This is a genomic window from Nocardioides stalactiti (genome assembly GCF_014180715.1).
Lineage (GTDB): Bacteria > Actinomycetota > Actinomycetes > Propionibacteriales > Nocardioidaceae > Nocardioides > Nocardioides stalactiti.
In genome coordinates this window covers 1-16,020 of sequence record NZ_JACEFC010000049.1, presented here as the reverse complement: position 1 = coordinate 16,020, position 16,020 = coordinate 1, and the positions used below count along the sequence as shown (strand labels likewise).

The window sequence follows — 16,020 nt, the reverse complement described above, 5'->3', positions numbered from 1 at the left end:
CGGACCTCAGTCCCCGAGCACGGCCCGCTCGGCGCCGATCGTGGTGTCGTCACCGTGGCCGGTGTGGACCACGGTGTCGTCGGGCAGTGCGAAGAGGCGGGCCCGGATGGACGCCTCGAGGGTGGGCCGGTCGCTGAAGGAGCGGCCGGTCGCACCGGGTCCGCCGTGGAACAAGGTGTCGCCGGTGAAGACGCAGCCGAGGTCGGGAGCATGCAGGCACACGGCGCCGGGCGCGTGGCCCGGCGTGTGGATCACCGTCAGCGTCGTCCCGCCGACCTCGATCGCCATCCCGTCGGAGAGGTCGACGTCCCACAGGTAGCCGTCGATGTCGTCGGCGCCGCCGTGGGTGAGCTCCCAGAGCGGCCGGTCGTCGGGGTGCAGCAGGATCGGTGCCGCGACCTCGTCACGGAGCGCCGGTGCCACGCGGACGTGGTCGTCGTGCGCGTGCGTACAGACGATCGCCTTGACCTTGCGGCCCCCGACGACGGCCAGGATGTCAGCGCCCGAGTGCGGCGCGTCGATGACGACGCACTCCTGGTCGTCTCCCACGACCCAGATGTTGTTGTCGACGTCGAAGGTCTCGCCGTCGAGGCTGAACGTGCCGCTGCTGACGGCGTGGTCGACCCGCGCTGAGCTGGTGGGCATCAGAGGACGACCACCGAGCGCAGGACGTCGCCGTGGTGCATCCGCTCGAAGGCCGCCTCGATGTCGCCCAGTCCGATCTCCTCGGTGACGAACGCGTCGAGGTCGAGCCGGCCCTGGAGGTAGAGGTCGACGAGCAACGGGAAGTCGCGGCTCGGCAGGCAGTCTCCGTACCAGCTGGACTTGAGCGCCCCGCCGCGGCCGAAGACGTCGATCAGGGGAAGATCGGGGACCTTCATGTCCGGGGTGGGGACGCCGACCAGGACCAGGGTGCCCGCCAGGTCGCGGGCGTAGAAGCCCTGCTTCCAGGTCTCCGGGCGGCCGACGGCCTCCACCACGACGTCCGCGCCGTCCGCGCCCTCGTAGGTCTCCGCGCAGATCCGCTTGATCTCCTCGACCGGGTCGGTCGCCGACGAGTCGATCGTGTGGGTCGCCCCCATGGCCCTGGCCTGCTCGAGCTTCTTGGCGTCGATGTCGACCGCGATGATCGGGCTCGCTCCGGCCAGCGCCGCACCAGCGATGGCCGCGACCCCGACGCCGCCGCAGCCGATGACCGCGATGCTGCGGCCCCGCGTCACGCCGCCGGTGTTGATGGCCGCGCCGATCCCTGCCATGACGCCGCAGCCGAGCAGCCCGACGGCCGCCGGACGGGCGGCCGGGTCGACCTTCGTGCACTGGCCCGCAGCGACCAGCGTCTTCTCGGCGAACGCCCCGATCCCCAGCGCCGGCGAGAGCTCCTTGCCCACGTCGGGTCCGTCGGCCAACGTCATCTTCTGGGTCGCGTTGTGAGTGGCGAAGCAGTAGTGGAGGTCGCCGCGCTTGCAGGCCCGGCACTCCCCGCAGACCGCTCGCCAGTTGAGGACCACGAAGTCACCCGGCGCGACGCCGGTGACGTCGGGGCCGACCGCCTCCACGATCCCTGAGGCCTCGTGCCCCAGCAGGAACGGGTAGTCGTCGTTGATGCCGCCCTCCCGGTAGTGGAGGTCGGTGTGGCACACCCCGCAGGTGAGCACCTTGACGACCGCCTCGCCCGGACCAGGGTCGGGGACGTTGATGGTGACGATCTCGACAGGGGCGCCCTTGGCGCGGGCGACGACAGCACGGACCTGTTGCATGGCGCCAACCTAACCACGGTCCGGTGGCGAGGTCCCCGGACGAGGCGATGCCGCTGCGGTCATTTCGGTCGGCCTCTACCGTGGACGGATGACGACGACCGTCGACCGCCTGCCGCCGCTCACCGGAGCCCGGCGACGGCTGGGCGAGGCTCTCTTCCTGCGCGTGGCCGGACCGGACGGACACCGGCACCGCGCGCGGATCCACGACACACCGGGACCGCGTTGGTTCGAGCCCGACACCGCGATCACCCGCGTCCACGGGGACGCGTCGATGTTCGTCGGGGGGATCCGGGCGCTGCTGATGCAGACCCTCCACCCCGTCGCGATGCGGGCGGTGGCGGAGCACTCCGGCTACCGCGGCGACATGTGGGGGCGGTTGGCACGGACCAGCCGGTTCCTGGCCGTCACCACCTTCGGCACGGCCGCCGACGCCGAGCAGGCCGTCGGCGCCGTCCGCGCGATCCACGACCGGGTGACCGGCATCGGCCCCGACGGCTCGCCGTACCGCGCGAGCGACCCCCGGCTCCTGCTCTGGGTCCATGTCGCGGAGATCGACAGCTTCCTCCTCGCCCACCAGGTCTACGGCGAACGGCCGCTCGACCAGGCCGGACGCGACGAGTACGTCGCCCAGACGGCCGAGATCGCGGCGCGCCTGGGCGTCGTCGACCCGCCGACGACCGAGGCCGAGCTCCGCGCGATGCTCGCCGACTTCCGTCCCGAGCTGCGGGGCTCGGCCGACGCGCGCGAGGCCGTGCGCTACCTGCTGCTCAAGCCTCCGCTGCCGCTCGTGGCGCGAGCGCCGTACGCGGTCCTCACCTCGGCAGCGATCGGGCTGATGCCGCTCTGGACCCGCTCCCACCTCCGACTGCCGTGGCTGCCAGTGGCCGAGCGGACGGTCGTCCGCGGGCTGGGCGGTGGGGCGGTTGCCGCGATCCGCTGGGCGATGCGGCCCGGCCCCTGAGGGACTGACCTCCGGGACCTCTCCGCGGGCCGCTCGAGCCTCAGCGCAGGACGGGCAGCCGCCGCACCAGCCCGGTCCGACCCCAGCGCGCCCCGAGCCCCCAGGTGTCACCGGCGAGCGTGGCGGCGAGGACGACGACGGTGAACGCTCCGATGAGGTGGTCGTCGAGGACCGGGTTGTTCTCGAGGGGGAACGACGCCAACCACATCAGGCCGTACAGGACCGCTCCGGCGATGGCGGCCGGGCGCATCGCGACCCCGAGGGTGAGGGCGAGACCGATCCCAGCCAGGCCGAGCATGAACAACCAGTCGGCCCAGGCGTCACCGGCCATCCCCGTGAAGAAGTCGTGCAGCGGGTTGTCCGCCGGCACGCCGAAGGAGAGGAAGCCGAACGTCGGGCTGCCGCCGTTGATCCACGCGTCGGGACCGAACCGGTCGACGGCGCCGGTCTGGTCATTGGCGCCGGTGTGGAACCCGAGCGCGAGGAGCTTGTCGGCGAAGGCCCACAGGAAGGTCAGGCCGACGCCGATCCGGAGCGCGGCGAGGGCACGCCGGGCCGTGCTGTGGGTGACGACGTCCGGCTCGACGAGGACGTCGGCGGCGGTCTCGTGGTGGAGAGCAGTCATTTTCATTGATCCGTTCGCTGGGAGGGATGGAGAGGGGTGGTCGCCGCCGTCTCGGGCACGACGGCGACCGGCGTGTGGGACCGCTCGAGGACGGCGGTCGCGAGGGCGCTCGACAGGCGCCGGGTGAGGGAGTCGGTCGCGTGGTGGCCCACCACGACCAGGTCGTGCTCATCGGCGATCACACCGAGCGTCTCGGCGGCAAGACCGCGCGCGACCTTCAGCTCGGTGCGCACCTCCGGGTAACGCTCGCCGAACCCGGCGACCGACTCCGCGAGCAGCAACCGCTCGGCGACCTCGTCGCGCGGGTCGGTCACGAGCCGCGGCCCGTCCACGCCGACGAGTCCGTCGACGAACGTGTGCAGCACCGTCAGCGGCTGCGACCGCAGCGATGCCTGGCGGTAGGCGAAGTCCAGGACAGGCAACGACTCCGCCGTGCCGTCAGCGCCGACGAGCACGCCGCGCTTGACCCGGAGCTCGGTGCCGGGACGGCACACGACCACGGCGCACGTGGCTCGGCGAACGACGCTCGCACCGACCGACCCGAGCAGCTTGCTCAGCACGGGCCCCCGGCCACGCGAGCCGAGGACGAGCAGGTCGGCGCCCTCCATCGCCTCGGTCAGCACGGTGCGCGGGCTGCCCGTGACGGCGACCGGGAAGACCTCCAGCCCCGGTCGGTGCGCGCCGGCCAGCGTCGCACCGCGCTGGGCGATGGCCCGCGCGGCATCGAGCAGCTCATCCGGCCCCGGCAGGTAGGCGGCGGCGGACCCAGCAGCGACCAACGCGGGGGTCGGCGTGGCTGCGGTGATCACCACCAGCGGGCGGCGCTCGAGCACAGCCTGCTCGGCAGCCCACTGGACCGCCCGGTCCGCTTCCGGGGAGCCGTCCGCCCCGACCACGATCGTCCCGTGCAGCACGTTGTTCATGGCTCCAGCGTCGCTGCCCGGGAGCTTTCGGGGTACGGGCGGAGTCCCCCTGACACGCGGGACCTTCGTCCCGTCAGGCTCAGGCGGTCGGTCGCTGCCCCGCCACCCAGTCGGTCGTCTCGTCCCACAGCCGGGTGCGGGCAGCGGCGTCGCCCGCCGCCGGCGACGGCGAGGCGGCAGTGCCGTCGCTGTAGTAGCCCGGGGCCAGGGCGGGCTCCGTCGCGCAGCGCACCGAGGTCCGCGCACCCTGCTCCGGGGTCAGCAGCATCCGCCGCTCCAGCGGACGGCCGAGCCGCCGGAGCCGGCCGAGCACCGGACTGGTCTCCAGACCGCGGTCGGCGACCTTCGTGAAGACCGCGCCGGGGTGCACCGCGTATCCGCGCAGCCCCTCACCGCCGTGCCGCTCGGTGAGCGACACCGCGTCGTGGACCAGCGCCAGCTTGGACGTTCCGTAGGCCACCCACGAGCGGTAGGGGTGCACGCCCGCGAAGAGGGCCTCGTTGGTGCCGCGCTCGTGGAGCTTGGACACGACGTGCACGACCCGCGCCTCGTCGTACCGCTGGGCCGTCGTGACCAGGCTCGGCAGCAGCAGCCGGGTCAGGTGGGCGGTGCCGAGGTAGTTGGTCCGCCAGTGGATCTCGTGCCCGTCGACGAGCGGCGCCTCGGTCCACGTCGAGCGGAGGTCGAGGTGGATGCCGGCGTTGACGAGGACGTCGAGGCGGTCGGTCGTGGCCGTCACCCAGTCGGCGTACGCCGCCACCGACGCGGCGGACGCGAGGTCGAGCGGGTGCCACGCGAAGCCCTCGACCGGCTCGGTGCGGGTCGAGACCAGCACCCGCCAGCCGAGGTCGCGCAACGCCACCGCGGTCGCCAGGCCCAGGGAGTCCGGGCCCGCGCCCGTCACCACGACTGTCCTCATGGGGCGCGACGGTAGCGGGCGATGAGTCCTGGCCGCGTCGGCGGTCGACCTGGTGACGACGCTCCAGCATGGGGAGGGAGGAGGATCAGACCGTGGCGGTGGTCGACGACGTGCGCCCGCTGGGCGAGCAGCTCGAGCGGTCCTACCTGGCCTGGGTGCGGGGCAGCCTGCGCTTCCGGGTCGGACAGATCGTCTACGCGGGTTTCTCCCAGGACGAGACGGTCATGGGCTTTGCCTTCCCCAAAGAGGAGCGCGCCGCCCTCGTCGCCGGCGAGCCGCACAAGTTCGTGCTGCCCCGCGACTCCGACCTCCGCTTCAACTGGGTCCATGCCCGCCTCGCCGAGCTCGACCCCGTCGAGGCCCGCGAGCTCGTGGTCGACGCCTGGCGGATGGTCGTCCCCCAGAAGCTCGCCCGCGCCTACGACCTGACCCACCCCGAGGGCCCTGGCTGACGGCGGGCCCGGTCAGTGGGCCATGTCGACGAAGCGCGAGTAGTGGCCCTGGAAGGCGACGGTGATGTCGCGGGTGGCGCCGTTGCGGTGCTTGGCGACGATCAGGTCGGCCTCGCCGGGACGGGTCGACTCCTTCTCGTAGACGTCCTCGCGGTGCAGCAGGATCACCATGTCGGCGTCCTGCTCGAGGCTGCCCGATTCGCGGAGGTCGCTCATCATCGGCTTCTTGTCGGCGCGCTGCTCGGGACCACGGTTGAGCTGCGAGAGCGCGATCACGGGGACCTCGAGCTCCTTGGCGAGGAGCTTGATCTGGCGGGAGAACTCCGAGACCTCGAGCTGGCGGGACTCCACCTTCTTGCCGGAGGTCATCAGCTGCATGTAGTCGATGACGATGAGCTTGAGGTCATGACGCTGCTTCAGGCGCCGCGCCTTGGCGCGGATCTCCATCATCGTCATGTTCGGGCTGTCGTCGATGAACATCGGCGCGGCCGACACCTTGGCCACGTGGCGGGCCAGCCGGTCCCACTCCTCGGTGGTCATCTTGCCGTTGCGCATGTGGTTGAGGGGGATCCGGCCCTCGGCGGAGAGGAGGCGCATCGTGATCTCGGCGCGCGTCATCTCCAGGCTGAAGAAGACGCTGGTCAGGTTGTTGTGCACCGACGCCGACCGGCAGAAGTCGAGGGCCAGCGTCGACTTCCCCATGGCGGGACGGGCCGCGACGATGATCATCTGGCCGGCGTGGAGGCCGTTGGTGAGGTCGTCGAGGTCGGCGAAGCCGGTGGGCACGCCGTAGATGCCGGCCTCACGGTTCTCGATGGCCTCGATCTCGTCGAGGACGCCGTCCATGATGTCGGAGAGCGGGGCGTAGTCCTCGGCCTTGCGCCGGTCGGTGACGCCGTAGACCTCGGCCTGGGCTGCGTCGACGATGTGGTCGACCTCGCCCTCGCCGGCGTAGCCGATCTGGACGATCTTGGTGCCGGCGTCGACGAGCCTGCGCAGGATCGCCTTCTCACGGACGATCTCGGCGTAGTAGCCGGCGTTGGCCGCGATCGGGACGTTGGCCGCGAGCGTGTGGAGGTAGGGCGCGCCGCCGATCTTCTGCAGGTCGCCGCGCCGCTGGAGCTCGCCGGCGACGGTGACCATGTCCGCGGGCTCGCCGCGGCCGTAGAGGTCGATGATCGCGTCGTAGACCGACTCGTGGGCGGGCCGGTAGAAGTCGACGCCGCGGACCGCCTCGAGGACGTCGGCGATGGCGTCCTTGGAGATCATCATCGCGCCGAGGACCGACTGCTCGGCCGCCATGTCCTGCGGTGGCGTGCGCCCGCCCGAGGGTGCGGAACCCGGTGCGTACGCGACCGGTCCGTCGCCCCACTCGTCGTCCGGCGGCGGCACCTCGGCGAGACTCACGGTTCCCCTCTTCCTCGGTCAGACCCCACGGACGCGGTCGAGCCGCCCGGTCGGACACGTGCTCCGGCATGCTGACGCCGGGGTCCGACAGAACCCGGCACGCGCCGTCCCCGGTGGCCGTGCGAGAGACTCGACCCGGCCGAACCTACGGCAGTGACGGGGCCGAGGGACAGCGGCCTATCCCCAGGTCGGAGCCCGGGTTGGGGATAACTAGGCGTCGGGAGTGGACGACACGCACAAGCCGTGTGCACGGGCTGGGGAGGAGGCTGTGGAATGAGGGTTCCAGCGCGAACTAACCCGCCTCTGACCTGCGCAAACGCGAATCCACACCTGTGGAACGAAAATTTGTTGCCAGGAATCTCGTTCACCTGGCGGTTACCTGGCCGACGCACGTCCGTCAGCTCGCACGGCCCTATCACCAGGGGATTTCCACAGTCAAGCGGTTCCCGGGAATCAGCCGACGGATTCGGAGAATTCGCACCGTGATGACCCCCCGACAGCCGCGCCGCCCCCGACTCACCGAGGACGACCGCGAGATCGGCCGGCTCGCCGTCCCCGCGTTCCTCGCCCTGGTGGCCGAGCCGCTGTTCCTCCTCGGTGACGCGGCCGTGGTCGGCCACCTCGGCACCACCGAGCTGGCCGGGCTCGGGATCGCCGGGGTCGTGCTGCAGACCCTGGTCGGCCTGTGCGTCTTCCTCGCCTACGGCACCACCGCGGGCGTCGCTCGCCAGGTCGGCGCCGGACGACGCGACGCGGCCCTGGCCCAGGGCGTCGACGGCCTCTGGCTCGCGGTCGCGATCGGGGTCCCCACCACCGTCGTCGGCATCGTGCTGACCGAGCCCCTCGTCGCCGTACTCGGACCCGGCCCAGCGGTCGCCGAGCAGGCCGAGACCTACCTGCGCATCGCCCTGCTCGGCGTCACCCCGCTGCTGCTCATGCTCGCCGCGACCGGCGTGCTGCGCGGTCTCCAGGACACCCGGACGCCACTCGTCGTCGCCGTGGTCGGCAACGTGGTCAACCTCGTGCTCAACGTCGTCCTCGTGTACGGCGTCGGGCCGGTCCCCCGCCTCGACATCGCCGGCTCCGCGCTCGGCTCGGTCCTGGCGCAGGTCGGGTGCGCCGCCGCCCTCGTCGTGGTCGTCGTCCGTGCCGCCCGTCGCGAGGGGTCCTCGCTCCGCCCGGACCTCCCCGGCATCCGGACGGCAGCCCGCGCCGGCGTCCCGCTCCTGGTCCGGACCCTCACGCTGCGCGCCTCCCTGCTCGTGACGACGTACGCCGTCGTGCTCTCGGCCGGTGCCGCCCGCGACGACGCGGTCCCCATCGCCACGCACCAGCTGGCGATGACCCTCTGGGGCTTCCTCGCCTTCGTCCTCGACGCGATCGCGATCGCCGCCCAGGCGCTCACCGGCCGCCACCTCGGCGCCGGCGACACCGCCGCGGCCCGGGCCGTCACCCGACGGATGGTCGCCTGGGGCGTCGCGAGCGGCGTCCTGACCGGGCTGGCCCTCGCCGCTGCGAGTCCTGTCCTCGGCGTCGTCTTCACCAGCGACGACGCGGTGCGCGACGCCTTGGTCCCGGTGCTCCTCGTGGCCGCCCTCGGCCAACCCGTCGCCGGCGTCGTGTTCGTGCTCGACGGCGTGCTCATCGGCGCCGGCGACGGTCGCTACCTGGCCTGGGCCGGGCTCGCCGTGCTCGGCGGCTACGCTCCGCTCGTGCTGGGTGCTGCGGTGGTCACCGACGACTGGGTGGGCGGCGGCCTGCCGTGGCTCTGGGTGGTCTTCATCCTCGTGTTCATGGGCGGGCGGTTCCTCACCCTCACCCGCCGCGCGGCCGGTGACGGCTGGCTGGTGACGGGGGCGACCCGGTGAAGCCGCTGCACGCCCTGGCGTTCGGGCTGATCCTCATCGCCGTCGGTCCCACCGACGCGCCTCCCGGCACGTTCGACCCGTTCCCCGACCCCCTCGGCTGGGTCTTCGCGCTCATCGGTCTCCAAGGCCTCGTGGGAACGATCGACCAGCGCCGGGTGCCCGTGCTCCGCACCCTCGGCGTGGTCGCCTTCCTCGTCTCGGTGGCTCTCGTGGTGCCCGCCGCCGCGCGCTGGATCGAGTCCGACCCGTCGCTGGGCTGGACTGCCGACCTCGCCCGCTTCGGGTTCTTCGCCGCCCTGTCCTATGAGCTGAGCGCCGCGGCACTCAAGCAGAAGGCGACCCTCGCCGCCTCGTTGTTCAACCTCTCGGCCCTCGCCCTCCTGTTCGTCCTCGTCGCACCGCCGGTGGCGTTCGGCGGAGACATCGAGGCCGTCGGCACCGCCGGCGAGATCGCGGCGGAGGCGGTCCAGGTCGTCCTCGTCATCCTCTACTTCGTCTACGGCAGCCGCCCGTGGGCGGGGGTGCCGGAGCCGGCGGAGGACCAGGAGGCCGAGGAGGGGGACGGCGATCCCGCTGTGGGGTAACTCAGCGTTCTTTTCGCTCCCTCGGACCGAGCGCACCCCGAGCGAACTGAACACTGAGTTACAGCACCCGCCCGGCGCGCCACGCGGCTCAGCCGAGAGCCACGAGCACCAGGCCGGCCAGCGCGATGGCCTGCTGCTGGGGGTCGCCCTCGAAGTCGACGCCGTCCTCGTACTCGAGGTCGATGTCGAAGAACGAGTCGGCCCGGCAGACCCGGAGCGTGGCCTCGAGCGGCGGCGAGTCGTCGCGGTCCCAGTACGCCGCGTCGCCGAGGCCGGGGACCGGCTCGACGGTCGAGGCGATCGCCGTCGGCTCGGGACAGGTGAAGTCACCCTCGGTGAAGTCGTCGGGGCCGACCAGGGCGAGCTGGACCTCCAGCAGGTCCTCGGCCTCCCAGTCGCAGTTGTCGCTCTGCCAGGCCAGGTCGCCCTCGGCGACCCCGCCACCGCCCGGCTGCCCCGGCCCGAACGGTACGGCGAACGCGGCGGCCACGTCCGCGGCCCCGATCACCTCGCAGGCGGACGGCAGCGCGGTGGAGCCCTCCGTCGTCGTGATGCCCCCGGTCGGCGTGCCGAGGTCCGTCGGGGTCTGGGTGCTGACGACGACCGACGGCGCCGAGGAGGTCGGCGGCGCCGAGCCGTCGTCGGAGTTGTCGCCGCAGCCGGCGAGCGCCGCCACGACGATGACGAGCGGGGTCACGAACAGGGCGGGAGCGAGCCTCGAGATCCTTCGCATGGCACCCATCCTGACGGATCGGCCGCCGACGACACCCGAAAAAGCGCGGACGGCCGGTCCCCGAGGGGACCGGCCGTCCGACCGTGCTGCGTCAGCTCACGCAGGGATGATGTTGAGCGCGACCGCTGCGGAGACCTCGTCGTGCAGCTTGATCGAGACCTGGTGCGAACCGAGGGTCTTGATCGCGTTGCCGAGGACGATGGTCCGCTTGTCGATCGCCTCGCCGGCGACCTCGCCGAGCGCCGCGGCCACGTCACCGACGGTGACGGCACCGAACAGGCGACCGCCCTGGCCGGCCTTGACCTTGACGTCGACCGGGCTCTTCTCGAGCTTGGCCTTGATGTCGGCGGCGTGCGCCTCGTCGCGGACGGCACGAGCCGAGCGAGCGGTCTTGATGGCGTCCGCCTGGCTCTGCGCGCCCTTGGTCCAACGGATCGCGAAGTTCTGCGGGAGCAGGAAGTTACGGCCGTAGCCGTCCTTGACCTCCACCACGTCGCCGGCGGAGCCGAGGCCCTCGACCTCCTGGGTCAGGATGATCTTCATGTGTTGTCTCCTCCTCTGTCCCTGATCAGCGGCCGGTGGCCGTGTAGGGGAGCAGGGCGACCTCACGTGCGTTCTTGACCGCGATCGCGACGTCGCGCTGGTGCTGGACGCAGTTGCCGGTCACCCGACGCGCGCGGATCTTGCCGCGGTCGGAGATGAACTTGCGAAGCAGGCCGGTGTCCTTGTAGTCGACACCGGTCGCCTTCTCCTTGCAGAACTGGCAAACCTTCTTCTTCGGCTTGCGGATGACTGCCTTGGCCATTGTGGTGCTCCTCCTCAGAGCCCGACCCCGTCAGTCGAACGGGGGCGGAATGGTGGTGGGTGAATGTGGATCAGAAGGGCGGTTCGTCGCTGCCGACGCCCGGGGCACCCCACGGATCGCCGGCCGGCGCTCCGCCGCCCTGGTTGCCGGGGCCCGACGAGGCCCACGGGTCCTGGGCAGGAGCGCCGCCGCCGAAGCCGGCGCCGCCACCACCCTGGTTGCCATAGCCGCCACCGCCGCCGGAGGACCGCTGGGCGCGGGCCACCTTGGCCGTGGCGTACTTCAGAGACGGGCCGACTTCCTCGACCTCGATCTCGAACACGGTGCGCTTCTCACCCTCGCGCGTCTCGTACTGCCGCGACTTCAACCGGCCCTGGACAACGACGCGCATGCCCTTGGTGAGGGACTCCGCGACGTTCTCAGCAGCCTGACGCCAGACCGAGCAGGAGAGGAACAGCGCGTCGCCGTCCTTCCACTCGTTGCTCTGGCGGTCGAAGGTGCGCGGCGTCGACGCGATCCGGAAGTTCGCCACAGCCGCACCCGAGGGGGTGAAGCGCAGCTCCGGGTCGTCGACGAGGTTGCCGACGACGGTGATGACGGTCTCGCCTGCCATTTCAGGTCTCCCTTAGCGTTCGTGTTCGGTGATGAGGAGTACGACGGCGCTCATCGTGTCGTGACCTACCGACATTGGATAGGTCTCGTCCACAAGTCGCGCGCCGCTCCGGATCACGAACCGGGACGCAGGACCTTCGTGCGCAGGATCGCCTCGTTGAGACCGAGCTGGCGGTCGAACTCGGCGACCGTCTCGGGCGTGGCCGTCAGGTTGATGACGGCGTAGATGCCCTCGGCGTTCTTCTTGATCTCGTACGCGAGACGACGACGGCCCCAGATGTCGACGTTGTCGACGGTGCCGCCGTCCTTGCGGACGACGTTGAGGTACTTGTCGAGCGACGGCTCGACAGTGCGCTCGTCAAGGCTGGGGTCGAGGATGACCATGACTTCGTAAGCACGCAAAGCGGTCTCCACCTCCTCTGGACTGGGCGGCCACGGACTCTCCGTGGCAGGAGGGCTCTGCAGTGCGCTGCTCCCCCTAATGGGAACCGCGCGACGGGACAGGCTAACAACGAGGGCGGGTCCCCACCGAATCGGTGAGGACCCGCGCTCGGACGTGCGCCGCCCGGACCGGCTACTGGAACATCACCGGGTTGGCCACTTGGAGGTCGCCGACGACGAGGACGGCGATGAGCCCGGGGATGGACTCGGCGATGTCGACGTAGAACGGGACACACACCTGCTCGCTGCCGAACTGCCACTCCGCCGGCGTGCTTCCGAGCTGGGTGGCACCGTCGAGGGAGTAGAACTGCAGCTCGATCGGGGTCCCGTCCGGGATGCCCTCCGCCAGGTACTCGGCGTAGACCCGGCCCGGGAAGGTCGCCCCGGCGAGGATCTGCGGTACGTCGGTCGTCGACTCGTTGGCGCACGTGCCGGCGCCGTCGATCGACCACCCGGCCGCCGCGGCCGCCGCGTCGGTCGTCATGTCGGGCGCGTCGGGCTCCTCGCCCATCTGGCTCACCCACGGGGAGCTGTAGGTCTGGCCGGTCTCGGCCGCTGCGATGACGTCGGCGGCCCACTGGGCCGGACGCATCAGCGCGGACCCGCTCGTGAACACCCCGCCCTGACCGTCCTCGCCCTGGGTCTCCCTGGTCCGGACCTCGGTGTTGACGCCGATGATCTCGCCGTCGTCGTTGATGGTCGGTCCGCCGGAGTTGCCCGACCCGAGCCGCAGGTCGCTCTCGATCCAGGCGTTGTCCCCGAACGGCGGCACCGACTTGATCGTGGACGCCACGCCCTCGGTGATCGTGACCGGCCGTGCGAAGGGGTCCTCGAGGTCGACGGCCGCGAGGCCCGGGAAGCCGAGAGCGACCAGCTCGTCGCCCGTTCGCACCTGGCTGCTGTCGCCGAGCGGAAGCGGCGTGGGCAGGTCGAGGTCATCGGGGGAGACCGGGTTGCCGTCGACGTCGGCGTTGATCTGGATGACCGACAGGTCCAGCGGGCCGTCGGTGGCGACCGCGTTGGCGCGGTAGCGCAGCTCCACCGGCCCGTCGACGTTGTCGGCCGGCGGGATGCCGACGATCAGGTAGTCGGGCGCCGCGGCGGGGTACTCGAAGCCGGGCGCGCTCTGGTCGGCGACGTGGGCATTGGTCAGGATCAGGCCGCTCTCGTCGATGATCGAGCCGGAGCCCGTGCTCACCGGCTCGCCGTTCTCGACGCTCACCAGGAAGACCGTCGCGCCCTTGGCCCGGTCGAGCTCGTCCTCGGACAGTCCCGGGATCGCGGCCGGCGGAGCGTCCGTGCCACCCCCGCTGTCGTCGTCGTCCCCGAGCACCGCGGCGGCGGTGACGCCGCCACCGACGAGGACCAGCGCGCCGACGACCCCGCCGACCAGCAGCGCGGTGCGCTTGCGCTTCTTCCCGGCGATCGCCTTCTGCGCCTGCCGGGCCTCGACGATCGGGACGACCTCGATCTCCACGCCCGCGGTCGGGTGACCGAGCATCAGCGTCGTGGGCTCCTCGAGCTTGCGCGTCCGGACCTGGTCCTCACCGTCGAACGTGCCGGCGGTCGAGCGGTCGACGTACCACCAGCCGTCGGGCCGCCCCTCGACGACGGCGTGCAGCCGGGAGACCGACGCGTCGTCGACGACGAACTCGTTCGCGGGGTCGCGACCGATCCGCACCATCGTCCCGGGCACGAACCGCTTGCTCACGCCGGCGGCCCGGACCAGCAGTGCAGGCCCGGCGACGTAGGCACCCGGGACGGAACCGCCGGGGAGGACGGTCTGCTCCAGGCCCGGTGCGGGGAGCGCGACCTGGTCGGGCGCGACCGCCGGGCGGGCGCCGGCGAGGGCGTACCGGACCTCCTCGCCGTCGGGGCCGCCGACGCGGACCGAGCCCATCCCGCTCAACCGGAGCTCGCTCACCCGGGTGCCGTTGCTGAACGTGCCCGAGGAGCTGCCGACGTCGACCAGCGTCCAGCTGGTGCCGTCGGGCCGGATCTCGGCGTGGCTGCGCGAGACCGTGCCCCCGGTCAGGGTGATGTCGCACTGGGGGTCACGCCCGATCGTGACCGGACGGGTGCCGTCGAAGGTGTAGGTCTGGCCACCGGCCTCGATCTGCAGCGGAGTCATGGCCAGGAGGGTAAGAGGCCAGGCCCGCTCGCGTCCGGTGATCCCACGACTCCGTCGTCGGCGCCGGCTCCTACGCTGGAGGGCATGAGCGACCCCAGCGCGATCCGGATCGGTGCCCACGTCGACCAGACGGACCCGATCGGCGAGGCGACGGAGCGCGACGCCCCGCTCGTGCAGTTCTTCCTCGGCAACCCCCAGTCCTACAAGGGCCCGGTCCTTGCCTACGACGGCGGCGCCGACGCGCTCCGGGCCGACGCCGAGGCAGCGGGCGTCGACCTCTACGTGCACGCGCCCTACCTCATCAACGTCGCGACGACGAACAACCGGCAGCGGATCCCGAGCCGCAAGCTTCTCCAGCAGCACATGGACGCCGCCGCGGAGATCGGGGCCAAGGGCCTCATCGTCCACGGGGGCCACGTCCAGGACGAGGACGACCCGGCCAAGGGCTTCGACAATTGGCGCAAGGCGATCGAAGCGACGGACATCAAGATCCCGCTGCTCATCGAGAACACCGCCGGCGGCACCAATGCGATGACCCGCTACCTCGACCGGATCGCCGGCGTGTGGGACGCGATCGAGGGCACCGAGGGCGCGGACATGGTGGGCTTCTGCCTCGACACCTGCCACGCCCACGCGGGCGGCAACCCGCTGGAGACCATCGTCGACGACGTCCTCAAGATCACCGGCCGGATCGACCTGGTCCACTGCAACGACAGCCGCGACGACTTCGACTCCGGCGCCGACCGGCACGCGAACTTCGGCGCCGGGCGGATCGACCCCGACCTTCTCGCTGCGGTCGTCCGCGACGCCCGGGCGCCCGTCGTGTGCGAGACGCCGGGTGGCGCCGAGGAGCACGTGGCCGACTTCGCCTGGCTCCGATCTCGACTCTGACGGCCGATACCTCCGACGTGGCCGCCCCCCGAACGACCCGCACCGCGGCGACACTCGCCGTCGGGGTGCTGCTGTCGCTCGGCGCCTGCACCGGTGAGGAGGACCCGGGCGACCGCGAGACCGGCGTCGCGGTGCCGGCGCTCGAGGAGGCCTGGCGGGTCCCCCTGCCCGACGGCGATGTGTGGCACGACCTCGACGACGCCCGCGGCGACGGGCTCTGGCCCGCTGCCGACGCCGTCAGCGTCGTGGCCGGCGACTCCGTCACGACGTACGACGCCCTCACCGGCGTGGTGCGGAGCACCGTCGACCTGGACGGTGAGGTGTGCGGGGTCTCCCGCGACCTCAACCCCGCCGGCGTGGGCGTCGTCGTGCTCGGACCGCTCGAGGACTGCCGCACCGTCGTCGCCGTCGACACCGTGGCCGGGCAGGTGCGCTGGAAGGCCCGGCTCCGCCGACCCGTCGTCGTCAACGCCGTGCCCGCCGGCGACCGCGCGGTCGCCGTCACTGACGTGTTCGTCGGCGCCCAGCGGCTGCGGCTGAGCGACGGTTCGCCCCTCCCGACCCTGGGCCGAGGCGAGGCTGCGAGCGACGGGACCCTCGTCGTGGTGACGCCCGAGGGCGGCGGCGACCGCGAGTCCTACGACGTCTACGACCAGGACACCGGTCGGCTGCTGCGCTCGCTGCCGGCGCCGCCGAGCACCCGCGTCGAGACCCTGGTCAGCTCCGACCCGCTGGTCGTGACGGCTTCGTCCTACGACGACGACGGGACGTTCCTGCGCGACCTGTCGGGCGACCGCGCGGTCCGGTTCGGTCGGCGGACCAGCGCGGGCTACCCGCGCCTCGCGGAGCACGTCGCGGGCAGCGACCTCGTCGCCGTCCAGTACGGCGGGAGCCCGCTCGTCGCGACCTGG

General features: G+C 71.9%; 18 protein-coding genes. 6 read left to right on the top strand and 12 right to left on the bottom strand.

Features of this window, described 5'->3' with window-relative positions; genetic code table 11:
- Positions 1–6 precede the first annotated feature (6 nt).
- Both H0487_RS11580 and H0487_RS11575 read right to left on the bottom strand, forming a co-directional pair.
- On the bottom strand, positions 7–645 hold the full coding sequence (locus H0487_RS11580) for an MBL fold metallo-hydrolase (RefSeq protein WP_183094392.1): 639 nt from the start codon (positions 643–645) through the stop codon (positions 7–9).
- Complete coding sequence (locus H0487_RS11575; protein WP_183094391.1) at positions 645–1,757, bottom strand: S-(hydroxymethyl)mycothiol dehydrogenase; 1,113 nt, start codon at positions 1,755–1,757, stop codon at positions 645–647. Before H0487_RS11575 ends, H0487_RS11580 begins: the two co-directional genes overlap by 1 nt.
- A gap of 88 nt (positions 1,758–1,845) precedes the next feature.
- On the opposite strand from H0487_RS11575, the gene H0487_RS11570 reads away from it, so the two are divergent.
- Positions 1,846–2,718: an oxygenase MpaB family protein gene (locus H0487_RS11570; RefSeq protein WP_183094390.1), complete on the top strand. Its 873-nt coding sequence runs from the start codon at positions 1,846–1,848 to the stop codon at positions 2,716–2,718.
- Between the two features lie 40 nt (positions 2,719–2,758).
- On the opposite strand, the gene H0487_RS11565 is transcribed toward H0487_RS11570, so the two are convergent.
- The 3 genes from H0487_RS11565 to H0487_RS11555 all read right to left on the bottom strand — a co-directional run bounded on the left by H0487_RS11565 (position 2,759) and on the right by H0487_RS11555 (position 5,185).
- Complete coding sequence (locus tag H0487_RS11565; RefSeq protein ID WP_246383414.1) at positions 2,759–3,343, bottom strand: hypothetical protein; 585 nt, start codon at positions 3,341–3,343, stop codon at positions 2,759–2,761.
- 2 nt (positions 3,344–3,345) lie between these two features.
- Positions 3,346–4,266, bottom strand: coding sequence for a universal stress protein (locus tag H0487_RS11560; RefSeq protein WP_183094388.1), 921 nt, complete (start codon positions 4,264–4,266; stop codon positions 3,346–3,348).
- A 79-nt stretch (positions 4,267–4,345) separates the two neighbouring features.
- Entirely contained in the window at positions 4,346–5,185 is an 840-nt protein-coding gene (locus tag H0487_RS11555; RefSeq protein WP_183094387.1) for an SDR family NAD(P)-dependent oxidoreductase, read from the bottom strand.
- 92 nt (positions 5,186–5,277) lie between these two features.
- On the opposite strand from H0487_RS11555, the gene H0487_RS11550 reads away from it, so the two are divergent.
- Positions 5,278–5,637, top strand: a complete 360-nt coding sequence (locus H0487_RS11550; RefSeq protein WP_183094386.1) for an MmcQ/YjbR family DNA-binding protein — start codon at positions 5,278–5,280, stop codon at positions 5,635–5,637.
- A 12-nt stretch (positions 5,638–5,649) separates the two neighbouring features.
- Here the strand turns inward: H0487_RS11550 and dnaB are convergent, their stop codons facing one another.
- Positions 5,650–7,029, bottom strand: coding sequence for a replicative DNA helicase (gene dnaB / locus H0487_RS11545; RefSeq protein ID WP_312855914.1), 1,380 nt, complete (start codon positions 7,027–7,029; stop codon positions 5,650–5,652).
- A gap of 500 nt (positions 7,030–7,529) precedes the next feature.
- Between dnaB and H0487_RS11540 the strand changes: the two genes are divergently transcribed.
- Together H0487_RS11540 and H0487_RS11535 are read left to right on the top strand one after the other, a co-directional pair.
- The gene (locus H0487_RS11540; RefSeq protein WP_183094404.1) at positions 7,530–8,912 is read left to right on the top strand and encodes an MATE family efflux transporter; all 1,383 of its coding nucleotides are present in this window, start codon (positions 7,530–7,532) and stop codon (positions 8,910–8,912) included.
- A complete protein-coding gene (locus H0487_RS11535) occupies positions 8,909–9,496 on the top strand; it encodes a hypothetical protein (protein WP_183094384.1) in 588 nt (195 codons plus the stop codon). The genes H0487_RS11540 and H0487_RS11535 overlap by 4 nt, the downstream gene beginning before the upstream one ends.
- Positions 9,497–9,584: 88 nt before the next feature.
- Here H0487_RS11535 and H0487_RS11530 read toward each other — a convergent pair whose 3' ends face one another.
- The 6 genes from H0487_RS11530 to H0487_RS11505 all read right to left on the bottom strand — a co-directional run bounded on the left by H0487_RS11530 (position 9,585) and on the right by H0487_RS11505 (position 14,218).
- Positions 9,585–10,229 carry a hypothetical protein gene (locus H0487_RS11530; protein WP_183094383.1) on the bottom strand — a complete coding sequence of 215 codons (645 nt, stop codon included), beginning with the start codon at positions 10,227–10,229 and terminating at the stop codon, positions 9,585–9,587.
- Between the two features lie 96 nt (positions 10,230–10,325).
- The gene (gene rplI / locus H0487_RS11525) at positions 10,326–10,772 is read right to left on the bottom strand and encodes a 50S ribosomal protein L9 (RefSeq protein ID WP_183094382.1); all 447 of its coding nucleotides are present in this window, start codon (positions 10,770–10,772) and stop codon (positions 10,326–10,328) included.
- A 25-nt stretch (positions 10,773–10,797) separates the two neighbouring features.
- A complete protein-coding gene (gene rpsR, locus H0487_RS11520) occupies positions 10,798–11,034 on the bottom strand; it encodes a 30S ribosomal protein S18 (protein WP_183094381.1) in 237 nt (78 codons plus the stop codon).
- Between the two features lie 70 nt (positions 11,035–11,104).
- A complete protein-coding gene (locus H0487_RS11515) occupies positions 11,105–11,647 on the bottom strand; it encodes a single-stranded DNA-binding protein (RefSeq protein ID WP_183094380.1) in 543 nt (180 codons plus the stop codon).
- A 113-nt stretch (positions 11,648–11,760) separates the two neighbouring features.
- Complete coding sequence (rpsF, locus tag H0487_RS11510) at positions 11,761–12,048, bottom strand: 30S ribosomal protein S6 (RefSeq protein WP_183094379.1); 288 nt, start codon at positions 12,046–12,048, stop codon at positions 11,761–11,763.
- Positions 12,049–12,220: 172 nt separating this feature from the next.
- Positions 12,221–14,218: an FHA domain-containing protein gene (locus H0487_RS11505; RefSeq protein WP_183094378.1), complete on the bottom strand. Its 1,998-nt coding sequence runs from the start codon at positions 14,216–14,218 to the stop codon at positions 12,221–12,223.
- Positions 14,219–14,302: 84 nt separating this feature from the next.
- Here H0487_RS11505 and H0487_RS11500 point away from each other — a divergent pair, with 84 nt between their 5' ends.
- Positions 14,303–15,109 carry a deoxyribonuclease IV gene (locus H0487_RS11500; protein ID WP_183094377.1) on the top strand — a complete coding sequence of 269 codons (807 nt, stop codon included), beginning with the start codon at positions 14,303–14,305 and terminating at the stop codon, positions 15,107–15,109.
- 17 nt (positions 15,110–15,126) lie between these two features.
- Positions 15,127–16,020, top strand: an 894-nt coding sequence (locus H0487_RS11495; RefSeq protein WP_220793328.1) for a PQQ-binding-like beta-propeller repeat protein, incomplete at its 3' end; no start/stop codon positions are given.

Excerpts from the sequence above, each read along its gene's own strand:
- H0487_RS11580 (WP_183094392.1), bottom strand. The coding sequence starts at position 645 with ATGCCCACCAGCTCAGCGCGGGTCGACCACGCCGTCAGCAGCGGCACG.
- H0487_RS11575 (WP_183094391.1), bottom strand. The coding sequence starts at position 1,757 with ATGCAACAGGTCCGTGCTGTCGTCGCCCGCGCCAAGGGCGCCCCTGTC.
- H0487_RS11570 (WP_183094390.1), top strand. The coding sequence starts at position 1,846 with ATGACGACGACCGTCGACCGCCTGCCGCCGCTCACCGGAGCCCGGCGA.
- H0487_RS11565 (WP_246383414.1), bottom strand. The coding sequence starts at position 3,343 with ATGACTGCTCTCCACCACGAGACCGCCGCCGACGTCCTCGTCGAGCCG.
- H0487_RS11560 (WP_183094388.1), bottom strand. The coding sequence starts at position 4,266 with ATGAACAACGTGCTGCACGGGACGATCGTGGTCGGGGCGGACGGCTCC.
- H0487_RS11555 (WP_183094387.1), bottom strand. The coding sequence starts at position 5,185 with ATGAGGACAGTCGTGGTGACGGGCGCGGGCCCGGACTCCCTGGGCCTG.
- H0487_RS11540 (WP_183094404.1), top strand. The coding sequence starts at position 7,530 with ATGACCCCCCGACAGCCGCGCCGCCCCCGACTCACCGAGGACGACCGC.
- H0487_RS11530 (WP_183094383.1), bottom strand. The coding sequence starts at position 10,229 with ATGCGAAGGATCTCGAGGCTCGCTCCCGCCCTGTTCGTGACCCCGCTC.
- rplI (WP_183094382.1), bottom strand. The coding sequence starts at position 10,772 with ATGAAGATCATCCTGACCCAGGAGGTCGAGGGCCTCGGCTCCGCCGGC.
- rpsR (WP_183094381.1), bottom strand. The coding sequence starts at position 11,034 with ATGGCCAAGGCAGTCATCCGCAAGCCGAAGAAGAAGGTTTGCCAGTTC.
- H0487_RS11515 (WP_183094380.1), bottom strand. The coding sequence starts at position 11,647 with ATGGCAGGCGAGACCGTCATCACCGTCGTCGGCAACCTCGTCGACGAC.
- H0487_RS11505 (WP_183094378.1), bottom strand. The coding sequence starts at position 14,218 with ATGACTCCGCTGCAGATCGAGGCCGGTGGCCAGACCTACACCTTCGAC.
- H0487_RS11500 (WP_183094377.1), top strand. The coding sequence starts at position 14,303 with ATGAGCGACCCCAGCGCGATCCGGATCGGTGCCCACGTCGACCAGACG.